Source organism: Rhizobium sp. RAF36, from assembly GCF_052114105.1.
GTDB lineage: Bacteria > Pseudomonadota > Alphaproteobacteria > Rhizobiales > Rhizobiaceae > Rhizobium.
This window is the reverse complement of record NZ_JBFREC010000001.1, coordinates 789,955-808,582: the sequence shown is the minus strand read 5'-3', so window position 1 is coordinate 808,582 and position 18,628 is coordinate 789,955. Positions and strand designations below refer to the sequence as shown.

At 60.7% G+C, this 18,628-nt stretch carries 19 protein-coding genes and 1 tRNA gene; 14 read left to right on the top strand and 6 right to left on the bottom strand.

From position 1 onward, the window contains the following. Positions 1 to 119: 119 nt before the first annotated feature. The 4 genes from AB4Z25_RS04025 to AB4Z25_RS04010 all read left to right on the top strand — a co-directional run bounded on the left by AB4Z25_RS04025 (position 120) and on the right by AB4Z25_RS04010 (position 3,749). Positions 120 to 719, top strand: a complete 600-nt coding sequence (locus AB4Z25_RS04025; RefSeq protein ID WP_112387332.1) for a transglutaminase-like cysteine peptidase — start codon at positions 120 to 122, stop codon at positions 717 to 719. 241 nt (positions 720 to 960) lie between these two features. Next, positions 961 to 1,713 (top strand): hypothetical protein, encoded by a 753-nt coding sequence (locus tag AB4Z25_RS04020; RefSeq protein WP_112539184.1) that lies wholly within the window; start codon positions 961 to 963, stop codon positions 1,711 to 1,713. A 121-nt stretch (positions 1,714 to 1,834) separates the two neighbouring features. Then, positions 1,835 to 3,361, top strand: a complete 1,527-nt coding sequence (locus AB4Z25_RS04015) for an SPOR domain-containing protein (RefSeq protein WP_112516296.1) — start codon at positions 1,835 to 1,837, stop codon at positions 3,359 to 3,361. 112 nt (positions 3,362 to 3,473) lie between these two features. After that, entirely contained in the window at positions 3,474 to 3,749 is a 276-nt protein-coding gene (locus AB4Z25_RS04010) for a hypothetical protein (protein ID WP_112387329.1), read from the top strand. 4 nt (positions 3,750 to 3,753) lie between these two features. Here the strand turns inward: AB4Z25_RS04010 and AB4Z25_RS04005 are convergent, their stop codons facing one another. Both AB4Z25_RS04005 and AB4Z25_RS04000 read right to left on the bottom strand, forming a co-directional pair. Beyond that, entirely contained in the window at positions 3,754 to 4,191 is a 438-nt protein-coding gene (locus AB4Z25_RS04005) for a DUF1489 family protein (RefSeq protein WP_112387328.1), read from the bottom strand. Between the two features lie 62 nt (positions 4,192 to 4,253). Further along, a complete protein-coding gene (locus AB4Z25_RS04000; protein WP_112387327.1) occupies positions 4,254 to 5,660 on the bottom strand; it encodes an L-serine ammonia-lyase in 1,407 nt (468 codons plus the stop codon). Positions 5,661 to 5,893: 233 nt separating this feature from the next. Between AB4Z25_RS04000 and AB4Z25_RS03995 the strand changes: the two genes are divergently transcribed. Continuing rightward, positions 5,894 to 6,661: a DUF599 family protein gene (locus AB4Z25_RS03995; RefSeq protein WP_112539185.1), complete on the top strand. Its 768-nt coding sequence runs from the start codon at positions 5,894 to 5,896 to the stop codon at positions 6,659 to 6,661. Further along, positions 6,662 to 7,660, top strand: a complete 999-nt coding sequence (locus AB4Z25_RS03990; RefSeq protein ID WP_112539186.1) for a heparan-alpha-glucosaminide N-acetyltransferase — start codon at positions 6,662 to 6,664, stop codon at positions 7,658 to 7,660. Positions 7,661 to 7,667: 7 nt separating this feature from the next. Here the strand turns inward: AB4Z25_RS03990 and AB4Z25_RS03985 are convergent, their stop codons facing one another. Together AB4Z25_RS03985 and mgtE are read right to left on the bottom strand one after the other, a co-directional pair. Next, positions 7,668 to 8,060, bottom strand: a complete 393-nt coding sequence (locus tag AB4Z25_RS03985) for a MerR family transcriptional regulator (protein ID WP_112387324.1) — start codon at positions 8,058 to 8,060, stop codon at positions 7,668 to 7,670. 70 nt (positions 8,061 to 8,130) lie between these two features. Further along, positions 8,131 to 9,546, bottom strand: a complete 1,416-nt coding sequence (mgtE, locus tag AB4Z25_RS03980) for a magnesium transporter (protein ID WP_112539187.1) — start codon at positions 9,544 to 9,546, stop codon at positions 8,131 to 8,133. A 243-nt stretch (positions 9,547 to 9,789) separates the two neighbouring features. On the opposite strand from mgtE, the gene AB4Z25_RS03975 reads away from it, so the two are divergent. The 3 genes from AB4Z25_RS03975 to AB4Z25_RS03965 all read left to right on the top strand — a co-directional run bounded on the left by AB4Z25_RS03975 (position 9,790) and on the right by AB4Z25_RS03965 (position 11,481). Continuing rightward, the gene (locus AB4Z25_RS03975) at positions 9,790 to 10,284 is read left to right on the top strand and encodes a peptide deformylase (protein WP_112539188.1); all 495 of its coding nucleotides are present in this window, start codon (positions 9,790 to 9,792) and stop codon (positions 10,282 to 10,284) included. A gap of 71 nt (positions 10,285 to 10,355) precedes the next feature. Next, positions 10,356 to 10,853 (top strand): BON domain-containing protein, encoded by a 498-nt coding sequence (locus tag AB4Z25_RS03970; RefSeq protein ID WP_112539189.1) that lies wholly within the window; start codon positions 10,356 to 10,358, stop codon positions 10,851 to 10,853. Positions 10,854 to 11,127: 274 nt separating this feature from the next. Further along, positions 11,128 to 11,481 (top strand): hypothetical protein, encoded by a 354-nt coding sequence (locus tag AB4Z25_RS03965; RefSeq protein WP_112539190.1) that lies wholly within the window; start codon positions 11,128 to 11,130, stop codon positions 11,479 to 11,481. Between the two features lie 58 nt (positions 11,482 to 11,539). Here the strand turns inward: AB4Z25_RS03965 and AB4Z25_RS03960 are convergent, their stop codons facing one another. After that, positions 11,540 to 12,184, bottom strand: a complete 645-nt coding sequence (locus AB4Z25_RS03960; protein WP_112539191.1) for a metallophosphoesterase family protein — start codon at positions 12,182 to 12,184, stop codon at positions 11,540 to 11,542. A 157-nt stretch (positions 12,185 to 12,341) separates the two neighbouring features. Next, positions 12,342 to 12,426 (bottom strand) — tRNA-Leu (locus AB4Z25_RS03955). 170 nt (positions 12,427 to 12,596) lie between these two features. Between AB4Z25_RS03955 and lipB the strand changes: the two genes are divergently transcribed. The 5 genes from lipB to AB4Z25_RS03930 all read left to right on the top strand — a co-directional run bounded on the left by lipB (position 12,597) and on the right by AB4Z25_RS03930 (position 18,571). Next, positions 12,597 to 13,310, top strand: coding sequence for a lipoyl(octanoyl) transferase LipB (gene lipB / locus AB4Z25_RS03950; RefSeq protein WP_112539192.1), 714 nt, complete (start codon positions 12,597 to 12,599; stop codon positions 13,308 to 13,310). Between the two features lie 57 nt (positions 13,311 to 13,367). Continuing rightward, the gene (locus tag AB4Z25_RS03945; protein ID WP_112387317.1) at positions 13,368 to 14,294 is read left to right on the top strand and encodes a DMT family transporter; all 927 of its coding nucleotides are present in this window, start codon (positions 13,368 to 13,370) and stop codon (positions 14,292 to 14,294) included. Positions 14,295 to 14,392: 98 nt separating this feature from the next. Further along, positions 14,393 to 15,085 (top strand): hypothetical protein, encoded by a 693-nt coding sequence (locus tag AB4Z25_RS03940; protein ID WP_112539193.1) that lies wholly within the window; start codon positions 14,393 to 14,395, stop codon positions 15,083 to 15,085. Between the two features lie 102 nt (positions 15,086 to 15,187). Then, complete coding sequence (locus tag AB4Z25_RS03935; protein WP_112539194.1) at positions 15,188 to 17,197, top strand: acetyl-CoA carboxylase biotin carboxylase subunit; 2,010 nt, start codon at positions 15,188 to 15,190, stop codon at positions 17,195 to 17,197. Positions 17,198 to 17,308: 111 nt separating this feature from the next. Beyond that, on the top strand, positions 17,309 to 18,571 hold the full coding sequence (locus AB4Z25_RS03930) for a hypothetical protein (protein ID WP_112539195.1): 1,263 nt from the start codon (positions 17,309 to 17,311) through the stop codon (positions 18,569 to 18,571). The last annotated feature ends 57 nt before the right edge of the window (positions 18,572 to 18,628 follow it).

Below are 18,628 nucleotides of genomic sequence, written 5' to 3'. Positions count from 1 at the left end.
TCGTTCAAGTTTTCTCCGCTTTTGAATCAACTAAGCACTTAATTTGACTACGTAATTTTGCGCCGGATAAAAACGTCGATGTCATTGTCACCTCAACAAACGGGGAGACGGCAGAGACAATGTTCAACGCAATCAAGAGCGGCATTTTCGCCAGTATCATGATGATCACCATGACGGGCACAGGACAGGCGGCGCCCGGCAGCATGACGCTTGCAGGCAACGCTAGCCCACCGATCGGCGCCTATCAGTTCTGCAAGGAAAATCCGGCCGATTGCAGCAATCCCGCCGGTGACGCCGGCCCGCTGCTTCTCACCGAAGCACGCTGGAAGGATATCCTGAAGATCAACTATCAGGTCAACTCGTCGATCCAGCCGATGACCGACATGGAGATCTACGGTGTCGAAGAGCGCTGGGCCTACCCGCGTACCGTCGGCGACTGTGAGGACTATGCGCTCTTGAAGCGCAAGCTGCTGATCGATGCCGGCGTGTCGCCGTCCGACCTTCTGATGACCGTGGTGCTGCAGCCGAATGGCGAAGGCCACGCCGTCCTGACCGTCCGCACCGACCACGGCGACTTCATTCTCGATAACATGCGCAACAAGGTCATGCTCTGGGCCGATACCGAATACACCTACCTCAAGCGCCAGTCTTCCGACGATCCGAATCGCTGGATGAAGCTTCAGGATGGCCGTGCGGTTGCTGTCGGCAGCGTGAAGTAAGAGACCTGCCGGGTTATCCCGGCGTCACGGCCAGGCACCGGTCAGTCCCCCGCATCCCCGTCCCCGACCGGCGCCCCAGAGCCGCTCCCGCTGTCCCGGGAGCGGCTCGCCCTTTATCGGGCGCTCCGCATTTCTTTGGTTAATGCGATATTAACCACCCTCGCCTGATGATGGCGCCAGATTCATCCAGGCACCGGCGGCTCACGTTTTTCTTGCGGCGGTCAACGACTGAAGAGCCGCCATGAGCCATCTTGCCCCCAATGCCGCCGCAGTCGACGAAAGTCCTATCCTCTCCAGTGGCTTCCTCATCCGCGTGACCGCCGCCGTCGCCGTTCTTGCTGTCCTCACCATCGCGATCAGCCTCGGCGGCCGCTGGTTCGGCCGCCACATCACGCTGGCAGGCAATAGCGACAGCACCCAGGCCGTCAGCATCACGATCGGCCGCGACACGCTCAACCTTTCCGAAAACACGATTCGCTTCCCGAGCCAGCGCCATGCCGGCGTCGCCGAGCGCGCCGACCTGTATCTGACCTGGCCGGAAATGCAGGGCTACACGAAGAACGACCGCGAACGCTTCGACGACGTCGCCCAGTCGGCCGGCCTCATCTTCCTGCAGATCACCCAAAGCACGATGTCGCGCGACATGTCCGGGCGAATCGAACCGATCTACGCCCATCTGATGGACGGTATTGCCAAGCCCTATGCCGATGGCCTGACGCTCCATCACCTGCGCGCCGACGCAGGTTACACCGGAGAAGTTCTGCTGACCGCAGAGCGCCCGAATACGGCCGACTATGCCGTTCGCTGCATATTGCCCGAATCGCCCGAGCTCGCCACCAGCGGCGACTGCCAGCGCGACATCAAGGTCGGCAAGGATCTGAGCGTGCTTTACCGATTCTCCAGCCGTCATTTGAACGATTGGGACCATATTGATGCCGCTATTCGCTCTTTTGTGGAGGCGCGCCTCGCGACCCGTTCTGCGACAAGCCGCTAAAACGCGGCTGACTGGCGAAAGAAACGATTAATCATAAACGGATTGGTAACTCAGCCCCGGTAACGTCCGTAGTCAACGATCGCCGCGGAGGGGCGTGCGGTCCGGTTCAAAAACATCAGAAATGCAAGCGAAGAGTGAAATAGTGTCAAGGTCAGTCTCCTCCGTACATCCGTCGCGGTCCGGCAATTTCCTGGTGAAGATGCTTGCGGCACTTGCGATCGCCACGACGGCGTTTCTTGCCGAATCGGTTACCGCGGAAGCGGAAGCAGCCAATCCGAAATATGCCGGCATCGTGGTCGATGCGAAGACCGGTAACGTTCTCTACAGCGAGAACGCCGACCGTCTTCAGTATCCGGCATCGCTGACCAAGATGATGACCCTCTACATGACCTTCGAGGCGCTGGAGCAGGGCCGCATTTCGCTCGATACCCGCGTTCCCTTCTCCCCGCACGCTTCCGCACAGGCACCGACCAAGCTCGGCGTCCGCGCCGGCGGTTCGATCACAGTCGAACAGGGCATTCTCGGCCTCGTGACGCTGTCCGCCAACGATGCGGCAACCGCGCTTGGCGAGATGATCGGTGGTGGCAGCGAAGACCGCTTCGCACAGATGATGACGGCCAAAGCCCATGCGCTCGGCATGACCCGCACCACCTATCGCAACGCCAACGGCCTGCCGAACACTGCGCAAATGACGACGGCCCGTGACCAGGCCCGCCTCGGCATCGCGCTTCGCCAGCATTTCCCGCAATATTACGGCTATTTCGCCACGCAGAGCTTCAAGTTCGGTACCCGCACGATCCGCAGCCACAACCGCCTCGTCGGTTCCGTGCGCGGCGTCGACGGCATCAAGACCGGCTATACCCGCGCTGCAGGCTTCAATCTCGTCAGCTCCGTGCAGGACGACGGCCGCTCGATCGTCGGCGTGGTCATGGGTGGTGCCTCTACCCCTGCCCGCGACAACCAGATGCGCAAGCTGATCGCTACCTATCTGCCGAAGGCTTCGACACGCGGCGGTACCAAGCTGATCGCCGAACCGGCTCCGACGCGGGCACCTGCCCCGGCAGCTGAAGTTCCGGTCGCTGCTGCCTCCGAGATCGAATTGCCGCACACAGCTCCGGCTCCGGCTGCACGCTACGAAGTTGCCGCTGCGGCGACCGCTTACACCGACACACCTGCGGTAAAGACGGAAAACCCGCTGGTCGCCGCTCAGCAGCCAGCCGAAATGCCGTCGCCGACAAAGGTCAAGACCGTTGCGATCAAGGGTTCGGTTGCCGTCCCCACGCCGGCGCCTGCCTATATGCCGGAACAGCCTGACGACAATTCCGTCGATCAGCTGACCACGGCTTCCGTCCCTGCGGCAAAGGCTGCTGCGACGCCTGCACCTGTCACCGAAAAGGGTCCGTCCGGCTGGGTTGTCCAGATCGGCGTCTCGTCCAGCAAGGATGCAGCGATGGATCTGCTGCAGAACGCCAAGACCAAAGGCGGCAAGGCGCTGAGCTCGGCCAAACCTTTCGCTGTCGCCTATGCCAATGACGGCGAACAGATTTACCGTGCCCGCTTCGGTGGTTTCGACGACCAGCGCGACGCGGTCAATGCCTGCAAGGCGCTGAAGCGCGCAGGCGTCAAGTGCTGGGCCGCTGCCCAGTGAGACACTCGGTGCCGCCAGTCCTGTTTCTGACGGCACCGCTGATGGCCGAACCGGTGTTCGCGGTTCTGGTCGAAGTTCGTGACCTCGATTGTTAGTGCGTACGGGGAATATTATGGCGATCAATGGAAATGTACCGGGCTTTCCGCCCGAAGGACGCGCAACCGGCAAGCCGGCCCGCATCGGCCTGCACCCGCTTCATGAGGCTGCATTGCGCCTCGCCGAGATCGGGCGGCCGCGCGCGACCAAATCAGCCAAGACCAAGGATCTGATCAATCTTCTGCTGACCCATGGCGCCCGCGCCTGGCGCTACCAGCAGCCTGAGGCCCGCATCCACCTGCACGTCACCTGCCCGGAAGGCACGTCGCCGGTTACTCTGCGGCTTCGCTGATTATCTAGAGCAATCCGAGTTCCGAAAGCTCGCGGCGCAAGTCCGCGGGCATTTCAGCAATACCGGCGCCGAGGCTCATCAGGTCGCGCGGCGTGTCCTCTTCCGGATAATAACGCCAGCCCTGGAACGCCCGCTTCGGCTGAACAGATGTCTCGATGACCTCCGGTCCGAGAATGAGATGGCAGCGGCCGATGCCCTCGCCATCCGTGAAGGTCTCGATACCCAGCAGCTTCTGGCGCGCCTGCACCTGCCCCTTGATCACCCAATAGAGCGAGCCGCCGTCGAGAAGTTCATCGACGCGCTTCGGCACCATGCGGGTGGTGTGGATGGAGTGGGGCTCGAGACCGGCGGCAATCGCCCGCAGAGAACGTTCAGCGACCCATTCGCGCAGATCCTCGATGGAGTCGGCGCCAACGCACAATTTGATGAGATGCAATGCCATGCTGGCTGTTGAAATCCTTTTGACCGGCAGCGTCAAGCGCTACCGGCCCGAAGTCCACAAACTCAGCATTCCACGACGTTGACGGCCAAACCTCCGGTGGAGGTTTCCTTGTATTTCTCGCTCATGTCGTATCCCGTCTGGCGCATCGTCTCGATACAGGCGTCCAGCGGAACGAAATGCTGACCGTCTCCCTTGACCGCCAGCGAGGCCGCCGTCACTGCCTTAACGGCACCCAAGGCGTTGCGCTCGATACAGGGAACCTGGACGAGGCCTGCAACCGGATCGCAGGTCATGCCAAGGTGATGCTCGAGCGCGATCTCGGCGGCATTTTCGATCTGGGCCGGTGTCGCGCCCATGACCGCGGCAAGCCCCGCAGCCGCCATCGCAGCCGCCGAACCCACCTCGCCCTGACAGCCGACTTCAGCGCCGGAGATCGAGGCATTGTGCTTGATGATGCCGCCAACGGCTGCTGCCGTCAGCAGGTAGTCGCGGATACCGTTCTGGTCCCAGTCGTCGTGGAAATGCTCGTAGTAGCGGATGGTCGCCGGAATGACGCCGGCAGCGCCGTTGGTCGGCGCCGTGACAACGCGGCCGCCCGCGGCATTCTCCTCGTTGACCGCCATGGCATAGACGCTCAGCCAATCGTTGGCGAGCAGCGGGTTGATGCGGTTGCTGCGCCATTCTTCCTGCAGCTTGTCGTGGATCTGGCGCGCCCGGCGGCGAACCTTGAGCCCGCCAGGCATGATGCCATCGACCTTCAGGCCGCGCTCGATACAGGAGCGCATCGCGTCCCAGATCCGGTCGAGACCGGCATCGAGCTCTTCGCGGCTGCGCTGGCTCTCCTCATTAGCGCGCTTCATCTGCGCGATGGTGAGCCCGGAGCGATCGGCCATCTCCAGCATCTGGGCAGCAGTGGCGAAGGGATAGGGCACCTTAGTCGCACCGGGCGCTGCCTTCTTCTTGGCGCGCATCTGCTCGAGTTCGGTATCGGTGACCACGAAACCGCCTCCGACCGAGTAGTAGATGCGGCGCAGCAGCAGCCGGTCGTCCTTGTCGAAGGCTGAAAAGATCATGCCGTTCGCATGGCCGGGAAGCGTCTGCTTCTTGTCGAAGACCAGGTCGTTCTTCGGCAGGAAGAAATAGGCCGGATGGCCGGGCGGCGTGATGCGGCCGGAACGCTCCACCTGATCGATGATGCCGTCCATCTTGTCGGGATCGACGCTATCTGGCGCCTCGCCCATCAGGCCGAGAATTACCGCCCTGCCCGTTCCGTGGCCAATCCCGGTATAGGCGAGCGAGCCATGCAGGCTGGCCTTGATCGACGCGACCTGCGCGCCTGATGAAGGCCGCGGCCACTCGTTCGACAGAATGAGGTCGAGGAAGCGGTTGGCAGCCGACATCGGCCCCATCGTATGCGAGCTCGAAGGCCCGACGCCGATCTTGAAAACATCGAATACCGAAAGGAACATACCTGCTTCCCAATAATGAACTGCACCGAGACTATCCCCGGGCGCAACGTGCCGCGCGCGGCGAACCGACATCGCGTTTGACCGGCGCGACACTGCTGCAGAAGGATTTAATGCCTGCCGGCGCTTTGCGAAAGGCCGCGCCACTGGAAATCGCTTCGGGCTGCCGCCCCGGTCATTGCAGCATCGCATGGCATATGTAGAGTGGCGCCGGATACCAAGGGGCTGAATCATCGATGCTTACGCTTGCGGACTATACTGCGCTTGCCTTCTTTGCCGTGTCCTGGCTCGGCTATTCCTGGCTTCTCCGCGGCCGGACCTTCTTCGGGCGCACCAGTCTGACGCATGCGATGGGCGAGCGCCGCCGCGAATGGATCTACAATTCGCTGCGCCGTGACCTGAAGATGATCGACACCCAGATCATGGCCGGCCTGCAGAACGGCACGGCTTTCTTCGCCTCGACCTCCATCTTCGCGATCGGCAGCTGCTTCGCCCTGCTCGGCGCCACCGACAAGGTCAGCGCCATCTTCGCTGACCTTCCTTATGTCTTCGGCGGCAGCCACGTAAGCTTCGAGCTCAAGGTCGGCGGGCTGGCGGGACTGTTCGCCTATGCCTTCTTCAAGTTCGGCTGGTCCTACCGGCTCTTCAACTACTGCACCATCCTGTTCGGCGCGATCCCGATGATGCGCGACACGGAGACCGACGTCTATGCCGCGGAGCGCGCCGCCGAGCGCGTCATCCGCATGAACATCATCGCCGGCGGCCATTTCAACGAAGGCCTGCGAGCGATCTTCCTGTCGATCGGCTATCTCGGCTGGTTCGTCAACGCTTACGTTTTCATGGCAACGACGGCGACCGTCGTGTTCGTCCTGACGCGCAGGCAGTTCTTTTCGGAGGCGCGGCTGGCGATCATGGATGTGTCGCCGCCATCAAATCTCCACCTTTCTCCTATTCCCCGCGACCCAGCGCAAAACGGCGACGGTGATTTGTCCGGGAGACAGTGAATGACGATGATGGCTGACAGCAACGGCAGCCCGGCGCATCCGCCCCGGATCGGCCTCCTCGATACGCTGCGCGGCGCCGCCCTGATCGCCATGGCAACCTATCATTTCAGCTGGGACCTGGAGTTCATGGGCTATCTGGCGCCCGGAACCGCAGAGACCGGCTGGCTGAAGCTCTATGCCCGTGCCATCGCCACCACATTCCTGTTCATCGCCGGGCTCAGCATGGCGTTGTCGAGCCAGGCAGGCATCCGCTGGCCATCGTTCTGGAAGCGCTTCGCGATGATTGCAGGCGCTGCACTGCTGATCTCCGTCGCAACGCGCATCGCCATGCCCGGCGAGTGGATATTCTTCGGCATCCTGCACTGCATGGCGGCGATGACGCTTGTCGGCGTGGTTTTCGCCCGCCGGCCGCTATTCGTGACCGCCCTTGTCACGGTCGCCCTTGTTGCCGCCTGGATTGCCGATACTTTCGTTACGCCCGGCATGCTCCGCTCGGCATCGTTCGACCAGCCGCTGCTCTGGTGGATCGGGCTTACCGACATGCCGCCGCGCTCGAATGACTATGTGCCGATCTTCCCCTGGGCCGCAGCCTATATGTCCGGCTTGACGCTGGCGCTGATTGCCCTGCGCACCAGCCTGCCGCAGAAGCTTGCAGCACTTGGGACCGGCGGCTCGCTACTGGCACGCGGCGGGCGCCACAGCCTGGCATTCTATCTGATCCATCAGCCGGTGCTGATCGCCATCGCTTACGGACTGACCTTCGTCGCGCCGCCCGCAAAGCCGGATCTGGCCGAAATTCACATGCGCCAGTGCAATCCCGGCTGGTGCCAGGGCATGGATGCCAAATCATGCCAGATCTATTGCGAATGCACGCTGACCGAAATGCAGGGGCAAAAGCTGCTGGAGCCCTTCCACACGGGGATCGTCAAGGCTGACGACGACCGGGTGCAGGCGATCGCCAATCAATGCAGCATCAAGGCGCTTCCATCCGAACCGTAATAGCGGCTCAGGTGCCGACGCCGATTTCGGCCAGCCGGCCGAGGCAGGATTCCTCGATATTGTCGAGTTCCGCCAGCGTGTCGTCGATATCCTTGCGCTTCTGGCGCAGGTCCTCACGCTTCTCATCGACGCGCTTCATCAAAAGCTTGAGCTGACCGAGTTCGCCCGGCGGCTCCTTGTAGACGGTGATGATCTCGCGGATCTCGGCGATGGTAAAACCGATGCGCCGGCCGCGCAGGATTTCCTGGATGAGCCTGCGGTCCGCCTGGCGGAAAAGGCGGGTACGGCCACGGCGCTCCGGATGGATCAGACCTTCGTCTTCATAGAAGCGAAGCGTGCGCGTCGACACACCGAATTCGCGCGTCAGCTCCGTTATGCTATAATACTTGTTCACAGGCATCAGATTCCCACTCTCTCCAGCCAATAATATTGACTTTTACGTAATAGTCAATTTCGGCAGGGCAGCGTGGTTAAATGGCAAACCACCATGTGGCAATCCCCAGGAACGCGAAGAAGCCCGTACAGTCAGTGACCGTCGTCACGAAAACCGACGAGGCGATGGCGGGATCGGCACCGACCTTGTCCAGAAGCAGCGGCAAAAGGATGCCGGCCAGCGCCGCGGCAATCAGGTTGATGATCATCGCCGCGCCGATCACCATGCCCAGCTGGTAGTCGTGGAACCAGGTGCCGGCAATCGCTCCCATGATCGTTGCGAAAATCACCCCGTTCATGATGCCGACGGTCGCTTCCCTGCGGATGATGCGGCCAGCGTTGTAAATGTCGAGATCGCGGGTCGCGAGCGCCCGCACCGTCACCGTCATGGTCTGCGTGCCGGCATTGCCGCCCATCGAGGCGACGATCGGCATCAGCACCGCCAGCGCGATCATCTTCTCGATCGAGCCGTCGAACAGCCCGATGACGCTTGCCGACAGCATCGCCGTGCCGAGATTGATCAGCAGCCAGAGGAAGCGCGAACGGACTGTGGAGATGACATTGTCGGAAAGTTCTTCGTCGCCGACACCGCCAAGGCGCTTGATATCCTCGTCGGCTTCTTCGTGAATAACGTCGACCACGTCGTCGATGGTCAGCACACCCACCAGGCGTTCGTTCTCGTCGACGACGGCGGCTGAGAGAAGGTCATACTGCTCGAAGAGCTGTGCCGCCTCTTCCTGGTCCATCTCGGCCGGGATCGGGTGGTTCGTCTCCCGCATGATCACTTCGATCTTGTTCTGCCGCTTGGTGCGCAGGATCTGGTCGAGATCAACGGCGCCGAGCAGCTTGAAGGTCGGATCGATGACGAAGATCTGCGTGAAGGAGTAAGGCAGGTCCTCCTCCTCGCGCATGTAGTCGATCGTCTGCCCGACCGTCCAGAACGGCGGCACGGCGACGAATTCCGTCTGCATACGCCGGCCGGCCGAGCTCTCGGGGTAATCGAGCGCTCGGCGAAGCCGCACCCGCTCGGTGAACGGCAGCTGGGCGAGAATTTCGTCCCGATCTTCCTGATCGAGATCTTCGAGAATGTAGACGGCATCGTCCGAATCGAGATCGCCGATCGCCGCCGCGATCTGCTCGTTCGGCATCTGGTCGACGATTTCGCGGCGGATCGCTTCGTCCACCTCGGTCAGCGCCGTCATGTCGAAGTCGTCGCCGAGCAGGCGCACCAGCGCCAGGCGCTGATCCGGCTGGATCGCTTCGAGCAGATCGCCGATTTCCGATTCGTGCAGGCGCGCCACATTCTGGCGCAGGAAAATCGTGTCGCGATCAGCGATCGCTGCGCCGAGCAGCGCTAGAAAATCGCTGCGAACGTTGCCGTCCTCGTCATAGATGTCGGCGTCTTCGTCCTCTGGACGTTTGCGGATGCGTTCGTCTTCTTCGCTTGCCGTCATTTGCGCCTCGCATCCAGGATCATAACAGTTACGGCTTTCCTGCCGCGTTCGAGAATGGCGGCGGAAAAGGCATTGTCAACAAGCGGATAAACGAACCCCGCCAGCCGTTGCGGCAGCATAAGTCCCCGTCCCTGCTAACCGAATTGGCTCCTTGCGTCTAGCGTCCAAAACCATGTCTGCGGATGACAATGCGCCGTTGCGGCGATAGTTTCCGCAACCCGAATATCAGGAGCTTATGAAAACATGACGATCCGCCCGATCCTGCGCTATCCGCATCCCGGATTGAAAACAGTCTGCGCACCTGTCAGCGCCTTCGACGGCGATCTGCAGAGCCTTGCGGGCGATCTCCTGGACACCATGCGGGCCGCACCCGGCGTCGGCATCACGGCGGCCCATATCGGCATCTTCCAAAGGGTGGTGGTGATCGAACTCAGCAAGGCCGATGGCGTGCGGACCTATGTCAATCCGGAAATCCTCTCGTCTTCGGCGGAACCTTTGCGCCAGATGGAAGGCAGTGTCTCCATGCCCGGCGCGACAGAGGAGGTCATCCGGCCCGGCGCAATCCGTTTCCGCTATCAGACCGTGACCGGCGAGACGAAGGAGGAAAACGCAGATGGCTTTCTCGCCATCTGCATCCAGCATGAGATCGACCAGCTTGATGGTATCTTCTGGCTGCAGCGCCTCTCCAAGCTCAAGCGCGACCGGCTGATCCGCAAATGGGAAAAGGCCGCCCGCTAATTTCATAAAACTTCCACGAACCAATCCAGCCGATGAGCGTTCTTTGAGCATGACCTTGAAGGAGGACGATCATGCCGAAGACCGACGACAAGAGCACCATTTCACGCGAAGAAGACTATCGCGACTACGAGGAGCGCAATCTCGATGACGGCTGGCCCTATGCCGATAGCCCTGGCGCATCCTCGGCCAAGCCAGCCAACGGCGCCTATGGCGAGACATCGGCGAATTTCGACCGCGACCGCAACGGCGGCTTCCGCATCGATGGAACCGACGAGGACGGCAATGAGAACCGTCTGAGGGATTCGCTGACGGCAGATATGATCGATCGCAGCGAGGGCGACGATCTGGAAGCCCGCGTCTCCGAAAACCTCGAAAACATTCCTGATCTCGACGCAGACAGCATCGACGTCCATGCCGACGGCCATACGATCACGCTGGAAGGTTCAGTCGAGACGATCGGAATTGCCCGCAAGGCCGAACTCGGCGCGCTTTCCGTCGATGGCGTCCACCACGTTCGCAACCGTCTTGAGACGACAGGCGTCGACTCGCATATCCCGAACGAGGATTAGCTTCAACAATTGTAGAAACGAATAATGTATTAATGGGTTGCATGTTTCGATAAACCCGGCCGCACACGCGGCCGGGTTTTGTTGTTTTGATAGGTTGCTAACCTATGTCACAAAACGGTGAAATATCGCCACAGAATCGTGAATTACATGGACAATTCGTAATCCGCACTGGTCATACACTCCCACAATTTCGCCTCAATTCAGGAGCGAACTCGTACCTGCCGAGGGTTATCGTTTCGTTGTTGATTGCAACAACTGATTGAGGAGATATCACATGAGAATCAAACTTGCAGCCACCGCGGCCCTGTTTGCCATTGGCGTCGCATCGTCCGCTTTCGCCGCTCCCATGTACGACGACAGCTACGTCCGCCCGATCCGCATCAGCCCGCCGAAGCCTGTTCACTACACCGAACATGCCCCTCCGGCCTATTCCGACGACTACACCAATGACAGCGACGGCTGGTACCAGACCAAGATGGCCGCGCCCAAGAAGATCAACTATTCCAAGCTCGAAGCCCAGCGCCTTCCGCCGTGCAAGAACCCGGCCGAACTGAAGGGCGTACAGACCAGAGCCGGTGATGGTGGAGCTTCCGATACCGATGCCTGCCGTGACGTTGGCACGCACTGACAGCGACGAAAACGCAACAAGAGCCGCATGTGCGGCTCTTGTTTCATCCCCGCGGCGATCAGCCTCGAACCTGAAGCAATGTGGCCGGACCGCCCGGTAGACCATCATCGAAAACCGCGCAGGAGAGTTTTCCCCCGAAGACGCAGCCGCTGTCGAGATTGGTGCGATTTCCCGTCGTTCGCGGATTGGCCGGTGACGGGGTGTGCCCGTGCACCAGATGCTTTCCCCAGAATTCACCTGATACATCGTCTTCGAAGCGCAGCCACATCAGGTCATGCGGCGCCTGATCTTCGAGATAGAGCCCTTCCCTGACGCCGGCATGCACGAAGATGCGATGCGGATCCGTGTGTAGAAGCGGCAGTGCCGCCATCCAGTTCAAGTGCGGCGATGGAACCGGTCCGCCGTAAGAGGTCAGCGTCTCGATCCCGCCATTGTCCAGCCACCACGATTCGTTATGCCGCCCATCATGAGCACCCGTTGCCATGTCCTCGTGATTGCCCTTCAGCGCGATCCATTGCCAGTCCGGCGAGCGCGGCCCTGCCATCAGCGTCTCCACGACGGCACGGCTATCTGGGCCACGGTCGATATAGTCGCCGAGAAACACGACCTTTCCTGATGGCGCATAATCTTCCACCCGTTCGATCATCCGCAACAGCGGGCCGATGCAGCCGTGGATATCTCCAATGGCGAAGGTCAGGCTCAATGCGCGGCACTCCCGTCGATGTGACAAGGGAATAAACTAGCGCGAGGCAGCCAATGGTCGATAGCGCCGAAACCGCTGGTAACGGCTCAGGTTTCACGTCAGCAAAATGAGATAAGAAATTGTAGAAAAAGAAAAACCCGCCGAAGCGGGTTTACTTTGGTGCGGTCGAGAAGACTCGAACTTCCACGGGTTGCCCCACAGCGACCTCAACGCTGCGCGTCTACCAATTCCGCCACGACCGCATCGTGGTAGAGCCGATTTGCGTCGGCGAGGCAGCATGTAGCAAAAGCATTTTGGGCGCACAAGAGCGATATGACGGATTTTTTCAAAACAAATCACAGCATTTGAATTGGTTATCAAACGAGGCCATATAGCAGCATGCCGCTGAGCCTTTGCGGCAAGGGAAAAGTCGATGCTGCGTACCGATCTTCAACTCTCCATGTTTCCACAGGCCGGCAACAAACCCGTGCGCTGGCGCATCGCCGATGAGCTGGTGCCCTATGAGCTTGCTGTGGAAACCATGGAGCGCGAAGTGGGCTTGATTGCCGATGGTGGTGATGAGCTCGTCTGGCTCGTCGAGCACCCGCCCCTCTACACGGCAGGCACAAGCGCCGATGCCAAGGATCTCGTGCAGCCAGACCGATTCCCGGTCTTCGCCACGGGACGCGGCGGTGAATACACCTATCACGGTCCCGGCCAGCGCGTTGCCTATGTGATGCTTGACTTGAAGCGCCGCCGTCAGGACGTCCGTGCCTTTGTCGCAGCGCTCGAGGACGTCGTCATCCGCACGCTCGATTCGATGAATGTCCGCGGTGAACGGCGCGAGGACCGCGTTGGCGTCTGGGTGCGGCGGCCGGAAAAGCCGTTGCTGCCGGATGGCACGATGAGCGAGGACAAGATCGCCGCCCTCGGCATCCGCCTGCGCCGCTGGGTGACCTTTCACGGCCTGTCGCTCAACGTCGAGCCTGATCTCGATCATTTTACCGGCATCGTCCCCTGCGGGATCTCCGCCTATGGCGTCACAAGCCTCGTCGATCTCGGCCTGCCGGTGATGATGTCAGATGTCGACATCCGTCTGCGTCAGTCGTTCGAATCGGTTTTCGGAGAAACCATCTCAGACGCCTAGGTCATATTGATCCGGCGCGGTTCCTGTGGTTGATGGCTGTGTTTCCGAAAGCACAGCATGTCTCAGCCACAATCATACCAGAACCCGCTCCAAGGCATGGCCATCATGGCCAGCGCCATGATCGTCCTGCCGGCTATGGATGCGATCGCCAAATATATGGCGACGTTCGAATCGATGTCGCCGGGCCAGGTCACGTTCTACCGCTTCTTCTTCCAGCTGGTCTGCACGCTGCCGCTGCTGCTCTATATCTTCCGCTGGAAGGCATTGTCGGCCAAGCGCCCGTGGATGAACCTGTTGCGCGGCGCGCTGCATGGCGCGGCCAGCCTGCTGTTCTTCGTCGCCGTCAAATACATGCCGCTCGCCGATGTCTTCGCCATCTATTTCGTCGAGCCGTTCATGCTGACGGCGATGTCGGCAATGTTCCTGGGCGATAAGGTCGGCTGGCGGCGCTGGACGGCCATCGTCGTCGGCTTCGGCGGCGCGATGATCGTGATCCAGCCGAGCTACGAGATCTTCGGCCTGAAGGCGCTGCTACCGGTTTTCTGCGCCTTTCTCTATTCGCTCTACCTGTTCCTGAACCGGGCGATCGGCGATGCCGATTCGCCGCTGACGATGCAGACCATGGCCGGTATCGGCGGCACGCTGTTCATGTCCGTGGCCCTTGCGGGCGGTGCAGCCGCAGGCATTCCGGATTTCGAGATCTCGCTGCCCTCGTCCGTCCTCGGTCTGGTCCTGCTTCTACTTCTCGGAACGATCTCCGGTTACGCCCATATGCTGATCGTTCGCGCCTTCCGCCTGGCGCCGCTCTCGCTGCTTGCTCCATTTCAGTACTTCGAGATCATCTCGGCAACGGTTCTCGGCTACGCGCTGTTCAATGATTTTCCCACACTTTCCAAGTGGATCGGCATCGCCATCATCGTCGCCTCGGGGCTTTTCATCATCTGGCGCGAGCGGGCGCAGTCGAAGTCTGTCAATTCCGTCTGAACGGCGCGGCATTTCGTTAACTGTCGTTGTTCAGGGATCTTCAATTCGCCCGCGCTAGAACCGTCTCCGGCCTCATGATGAGGTTCTGGAGACAAAAAATGAGCGAATTTCGACTCGCTTTCCCGGCATGTGTCATCGCCGGAAAGCATCGGCTTGCCGCCGACGATATCGGCCTTTTGCGCAAGCACAGCTTTCCGGACGGCGTCCGGACATCCGACGACGTCGTCGTCATGCTTGCTCTCAACAATTCCTGCCCCGAAAAATGCCAGGAATGGCACGCGTTCTTCGTCGAGAACCTGGCAGGCTTCATCGTCAATTACACCTATCCGCAGGGCTCGCTCGACGCGATCAACGTTGCCTGGATCATGCGCATGTTTGCGACTGACGGCGTCGTCAATTCCGCGCTCGAGCTGGAGCTCGTGCTGCACATCATGGAGATTTCCTCCCATGTGCCGGACGAGCTGCGCGCCTTCGCTCTCGATCAGCTGCGCCTTGCGATCACCGACAATGTCGGCGGCTACAAGCTTTCGCGCGCCGTCGATCGCAAGGGCATCACCCGCCAGGATATCGATTTCGTCATGCGCGTGCTGCGCAATGTCAGCGAAGGCGGCGTCATTCCGGTTTCGCCGATGACCCATGGTGTTCTCAGGCGGATCGAGACGGAAACCCTTCCCGCGTCGAACCATCCCCGCTGGGTGGAAATCATGCGGGCGCTCGAACTTCGCGACTATCACCAGCCGCGCACCAGCCGCTGGTTACGGATTGTCGATGACGAGCAGGCGGTCGCCTGACCCCCACGCCATAAAGCTGAATATCTGCAAGGCTTTCGCACGATTGTGCGTTCTGAAGTTTCTGCGTAGAACTTCAGGACGCATTTTTCGGGTGGAGTCTGCATGTTCAAGAAAATCCTGATCGCGAATCGCGGCGAGATCGCTTGCCGCGTGATCAAGACTGCGCGGCGTATGCGTATCCTGACGGTCGCGGTCTATTCCGACGCGGATCGGGACGCGCTTCATGTCGAGATGGCAGACGAAGCCATCCATATCGGCCCCGCCCCGGCTTCGGAAAGCTATCTGGTGGCCGAGAAAATCATCGCTGCCTGCAAGGAAACGGGCGCCGAAGCCGTACACCCCGGCTATGGCTTCCTCTCCGAACGCGCCTCCTTCTGCGACGCGCTGGAGAAGGAAGGCTTCGTCTTCATCGGACCGAAGCCGAAGGCGATCCTCGCCATGGGCGACAAGATCGAATCGAAGAAATTCGCCAACGCCGCGAAGGTATCCACGGTCCCCGGCTATCTTGGCGTCATCGAAGATGCCGTCCATGCCGAAAAGATCGCCGGCGAGATCGGCTACCCCGTCATGATCAAGGCCTCTGCCGGTGGCGGCGGTAAAGGCATGCGTATCGCCTGGAGCGAGAGCGAAGTCCGCGACGGTTTCGACCGGGCACGCTCTGAAGCAAAGAGTTCGTTCGGCGATGACCGCGTCTTCATCGAGAAATACGTCGTCGATCCCCGTCATATCGAGATTCAGGTACTCGCCGACGGGCACGGCAACACCGTCTATCTCGGCGAACGCGAATGCTCGATCCAGCGCCGCAATCAGAAAGTCGCCGAAGAGGCGCCCTCGCCGTTCCTAGATGAAAAGACCCGCAAGGCGATGGGCGAGCAGTCTGTCGCGCTTGCCAAGGCCGTCGATTACCAGAGCGCAGGAACCGTCGAATTCATCGTCGATCGCGACCGCAACTTCTATTTCCTCGAAATGAACACCCGCCTGCAGGTCGAACATCCGGTGACCGAACTTGTCACCGGCGTCGATCTCGTCGAACAGATGATCCGCGTCGCTGCCGGTGAAAAGCTGCCCTTCGCGCAGAAGGACATCAAGCTCAACGGCTGGGCGATCGAAAGCCGCCTCTATGCCGAAGACCCCTATCGCAACTTCCTGCCGTCGATCGGCCGCCTGACGCGCTACCGCCCGCCGGAGGAAGGCAAGCAGGGCGGCGTGATCGTCCGCAACGACACCGGCGTTTATGAAGGTGCCGAGATTTCCATGTATTACGACCCGATGATCGCCAAGCTCTGCACCTGGGCGCCGGACCGGCTGGCGGCCATCGATGCCATGGCCGAAGCGCTCGACGCCTTTGTCGTCGATGGGATAGAACATAACGTCCCGTTTCTTTCGGCACTGATGAAACATCCACGCTGGCGCGAGGGCCGCCTGTCGACCGGCTTCATTGCCGAGGAATATCCCGATGGTTTTGCTCCGTCCGAACCTGACGGCTGGCAGCAGACTGCTCTCGCAGCCATCGCGCTATCGGCATCGCTGATCGAAACGAGCCGCCGCGAGCGCCATGCCGATCGGCTCCGTGCGGCCAGCAGCGATCTGCGCAGCGACTGGGTGGTCAGGATCGGCAAGGACTATGTTGGCCTCTCGCTGACGGAAGGCCATGTCACCATCCCCTTCGACATGGGGATGAATGCAGATGGCAGCGAAATTCAGGTTGTCACCACCTGGAGACCGGGCGAGCCCGTCTGGTCCGGAACGATCGGCGGCGTCAAAGTCATTGCCCAGATCCGCCCCATCCTGAATGGCCTGCGGATCGACTGGCAGGGGCTTTCTGTCCGGACGAAGACGTTTACGCCGCGCCACGCGGAACTCGACAGGCTGATGCCGGTGAAGCTGCCGCCCGATACGTCGAAACTCCTGCTCTGCCCGATGCCCGGCCTCGTCGTGTCGATCTCGGTGTCCGAAGGCCAGGAAGTCAAAGCCGGCGAAACGCTGGCGGTGGTCGAAGCCATGAAGATGGAAAATGTCCTGCGCGCCGAGCGCGACCTCGTCGTCGGCAAGGTCAAGGCGAAGCCGGGTGAAAGCCTGGCCGTCGATGCCGTCATCATGGAATTCGCCTGACCCATTCCGGGACAGCCGCAACCTCTGACGGCCTGAAAGCCAAGGATTTTTGTTAAGACGCCCGCTCTATGATGAGCCGTTTTCGTCCTGTGGCTGGGGCCGGAGTTGCGAATGACGGCCCTTCAATCGGCAGGCTTGCTGCTATCGATCAATCTTGGCCTGCTCTGGCTGTTGATGCGCATGCCACTTGGGCAGCGCACGATCAGCGTCATCAGAACCTTCCGCTGTTCGCCGGAGACGCTCTGGAAGGCGATCAATCCCGCTGGCGAAGCCGCTGATTGGCATCACGCCGTCATCAGCAGCCGGCCGATCGCGCATCGCCCTGGGTTCGTCGAGCAGGTTTACCGCCATCTCGACCGGAATGGAGAGCCGCTGCGCCGCATCCTGGCGCTCGACGCGCTCCCGGCTGGCGGCGTTCATGCCTTCCGCTCCCGGATTGCCGACGACAGCACGCTCGATCCGCAGTTCTGGACGCATTACACCGAGAGCCGCATCATCAGGGCAACGCCCCAAGGGGCGACGCTGGAGATCAGTCAGACGGATCACTATCGCGGTCTCGCTTTCCTACTCTTCCGCTATTTCGTTCTGCAGCGGGAGGTAAGGTCGCTGCAGGGCTGGCTGGAAACCGGCATTTCGAAGCCGCAGGGTTACTTCGAAGGTCCGTTGGTGCAGACAAGCCTGGCGATCCTCTCGACGCTGCTGCTCTGGCCATTCTTCGGGCTCAGCGTCAGCGGCCTGATGATCTCCACCTTTCTCACGCTGGTCATCGTGCTCCATGAGCTTGGCCATATGGCTGCCTATCGCGCCTTTGGACACAAGTCAGTGCGGATGATCTTCGTCCCCCTGCTCGGCGGTATCGCCATTGGCGGGCGGCCGTACAAGAATCTCTTCGAGGTCGCAGCCTGCGCGCTGATGGGCGCCGGCATGTCGGCTTTCCTCGTGCAGATCGTCATCACCGCATACCAGGGGATCGGTCATGGCCTTCTGCCTGCGAGTTTCGGACGGCCGCTGCTTGTCTTCCTGCTGATTCTCGGCGCCTTCAATCTGCTGAACCTCCTGCCCATGCATCGCTTCGACGGCGGACAGGTTCTGCGGCAGATCTTCCGCACCCGTCATTCGCTGATGGTGGCAAGTTTCGCGGTCACAGGCTGCATTCTGGCGATCGGCTGGGAGATCGGACTGTCGAACAATCTGCTGATCGCCGGCCTTGTTGTCTTCATCCTGCTGAGCATGATCGGCTCGGGATCCGTCAAACCGCGCCAGAAGCTTGATGAGATGAATGATGGTGAGCGCATGCTTGTTGCATTCGGGCTTTATGCGGCAATCGCGATGCACGGCTATGCCATTATTTTCGCGAGCGAAAACCTCTTCTGACGTTTGCGGCAAACTCGCTGCCGCATCCCGGACAAAGTGTCTTTTGATCAAGCTTTT

Coding starts and splice junctions, on each gene's coding strand:
- AB4Z25_RS04025 (WP_112387332.1), top strand. CDS start 120: ATGTTCAACGCAATCAAGAGCGGCATTTTCGCCAGTATCATGATGATC.
- AB4Z25_RS04020 (WP_112539184.1), top strand. CDS start 961: ATGAGCCATCTTGCCCCCAATGCCGCCGCAGTCGACGAAAGTCCTATC.
- AB4Z25_RS04015 (WP_112516296.1), top strand. CDS start 1,835: ATGCAAGCGAAGAGTGAAATAGTGTCAAGGTCAGTCTCCTCCGTACAT.
- AB4Z25_RS04010 (WP_112387329.1), top strand. CDS start 3,474: ATGGCGATCAATGGAAATGTACCGGGCTTTCCGCCCGAAGGACGCGCA.
- AB4Z25_RS04005 (WP_112387328.1), bottom strand. CDS start 4,191: ATGGCATTGCATCTCATCAAATTGTGCGTTGGCGCCGACTCCATCGAG.
- AB4Z25_RS04000 (WP_112387327.1), bottom strand. CDS start 5,660: ATGTTCCTTTCGGTATTCGATGTTTTCAAGATCGGCGTCGGGCCTTCG.
- AB4Z25_RS03995 (WP_112539185.1), top strand. CDS start 5,894: ATGCTTACGCTTGCGGACTATACTGCGCTTGCCTTCTTTGCCGTGTCC.
- AB4Z25_RS03990 (WP_112539186.1), top strand. CDS start 6,662: ATGACGATGATGGCTGACAGCAACGGCAGCCCGGCGCATCCGCCCCGG.
- AB4Z25_RS03985 (WP_112387324.1), bottom strand. CDS start 8,060: ATGCCTGTGAACAAGTATTATAGCATAACGGAGCTGACGCGCGAATTC.
- mgtE (WP_112539187.1), bottom strand. CDS start 9,546: ATGACGGCAAGCGAAGAAGACGAACGCATCCGCAAACGTCCAGAGGAC.
- AB4Z25_RS03975 (WP_112539188.1), top strand. CDS start 9,790: ATGACGATCCGCCCGATCCTGCGCTATCCGCATCCCGGATTGAAAACA.
- AB4Z25_RS03970 (WP_112539189.1), top strand. CDS start 10,356: ATGCCGAAGACCGACGACAAGAGCACCATTTCACGCGAAGAAGACTAT.
- AB4Z25_RS03965 (WP_112539190.1), top strand. CDS start 11,128: ATGAGAATCAAACTTGCAGCCACCGCGGCCCTGTTTGCCATTGGCGTC.
- lipB (WP_112539192.1), top strand. CDS start 12,597: ATGCTGCGTACCGATCTTCAACTCTCCATGTTTCCACAGGCCGGCAAC.
- AB4Z25_RS03945 (WP_112387317.1), top strand. CDS start 13,368: ATGTCTCAGCCACAATCATACCAGAACCCGCTCCAAGGCATGGCCATC.
- AB4Z25_RS03940 (WP_112539193.1), top strand. CDS start 14,393: ATGAGCGAATTTCGACTCGCTTTCCCGGCATGTGTCATCGCCGGAAAG.
- AB4Z25_RS03935 (WP_112539194.1), top strand. CDS start 15,188: ATGTTCAAGAAAATCCTGATCGCGAATCGCGGCGAGATCGCTTGCCGC.
- AB4Z25_RS03930 (WP_112539195.1), top strand. CDS start 17,309: ATGACGGCCCTTCAATCGGCAGGCTTGCTGCTATCGATCAATCTTGGC.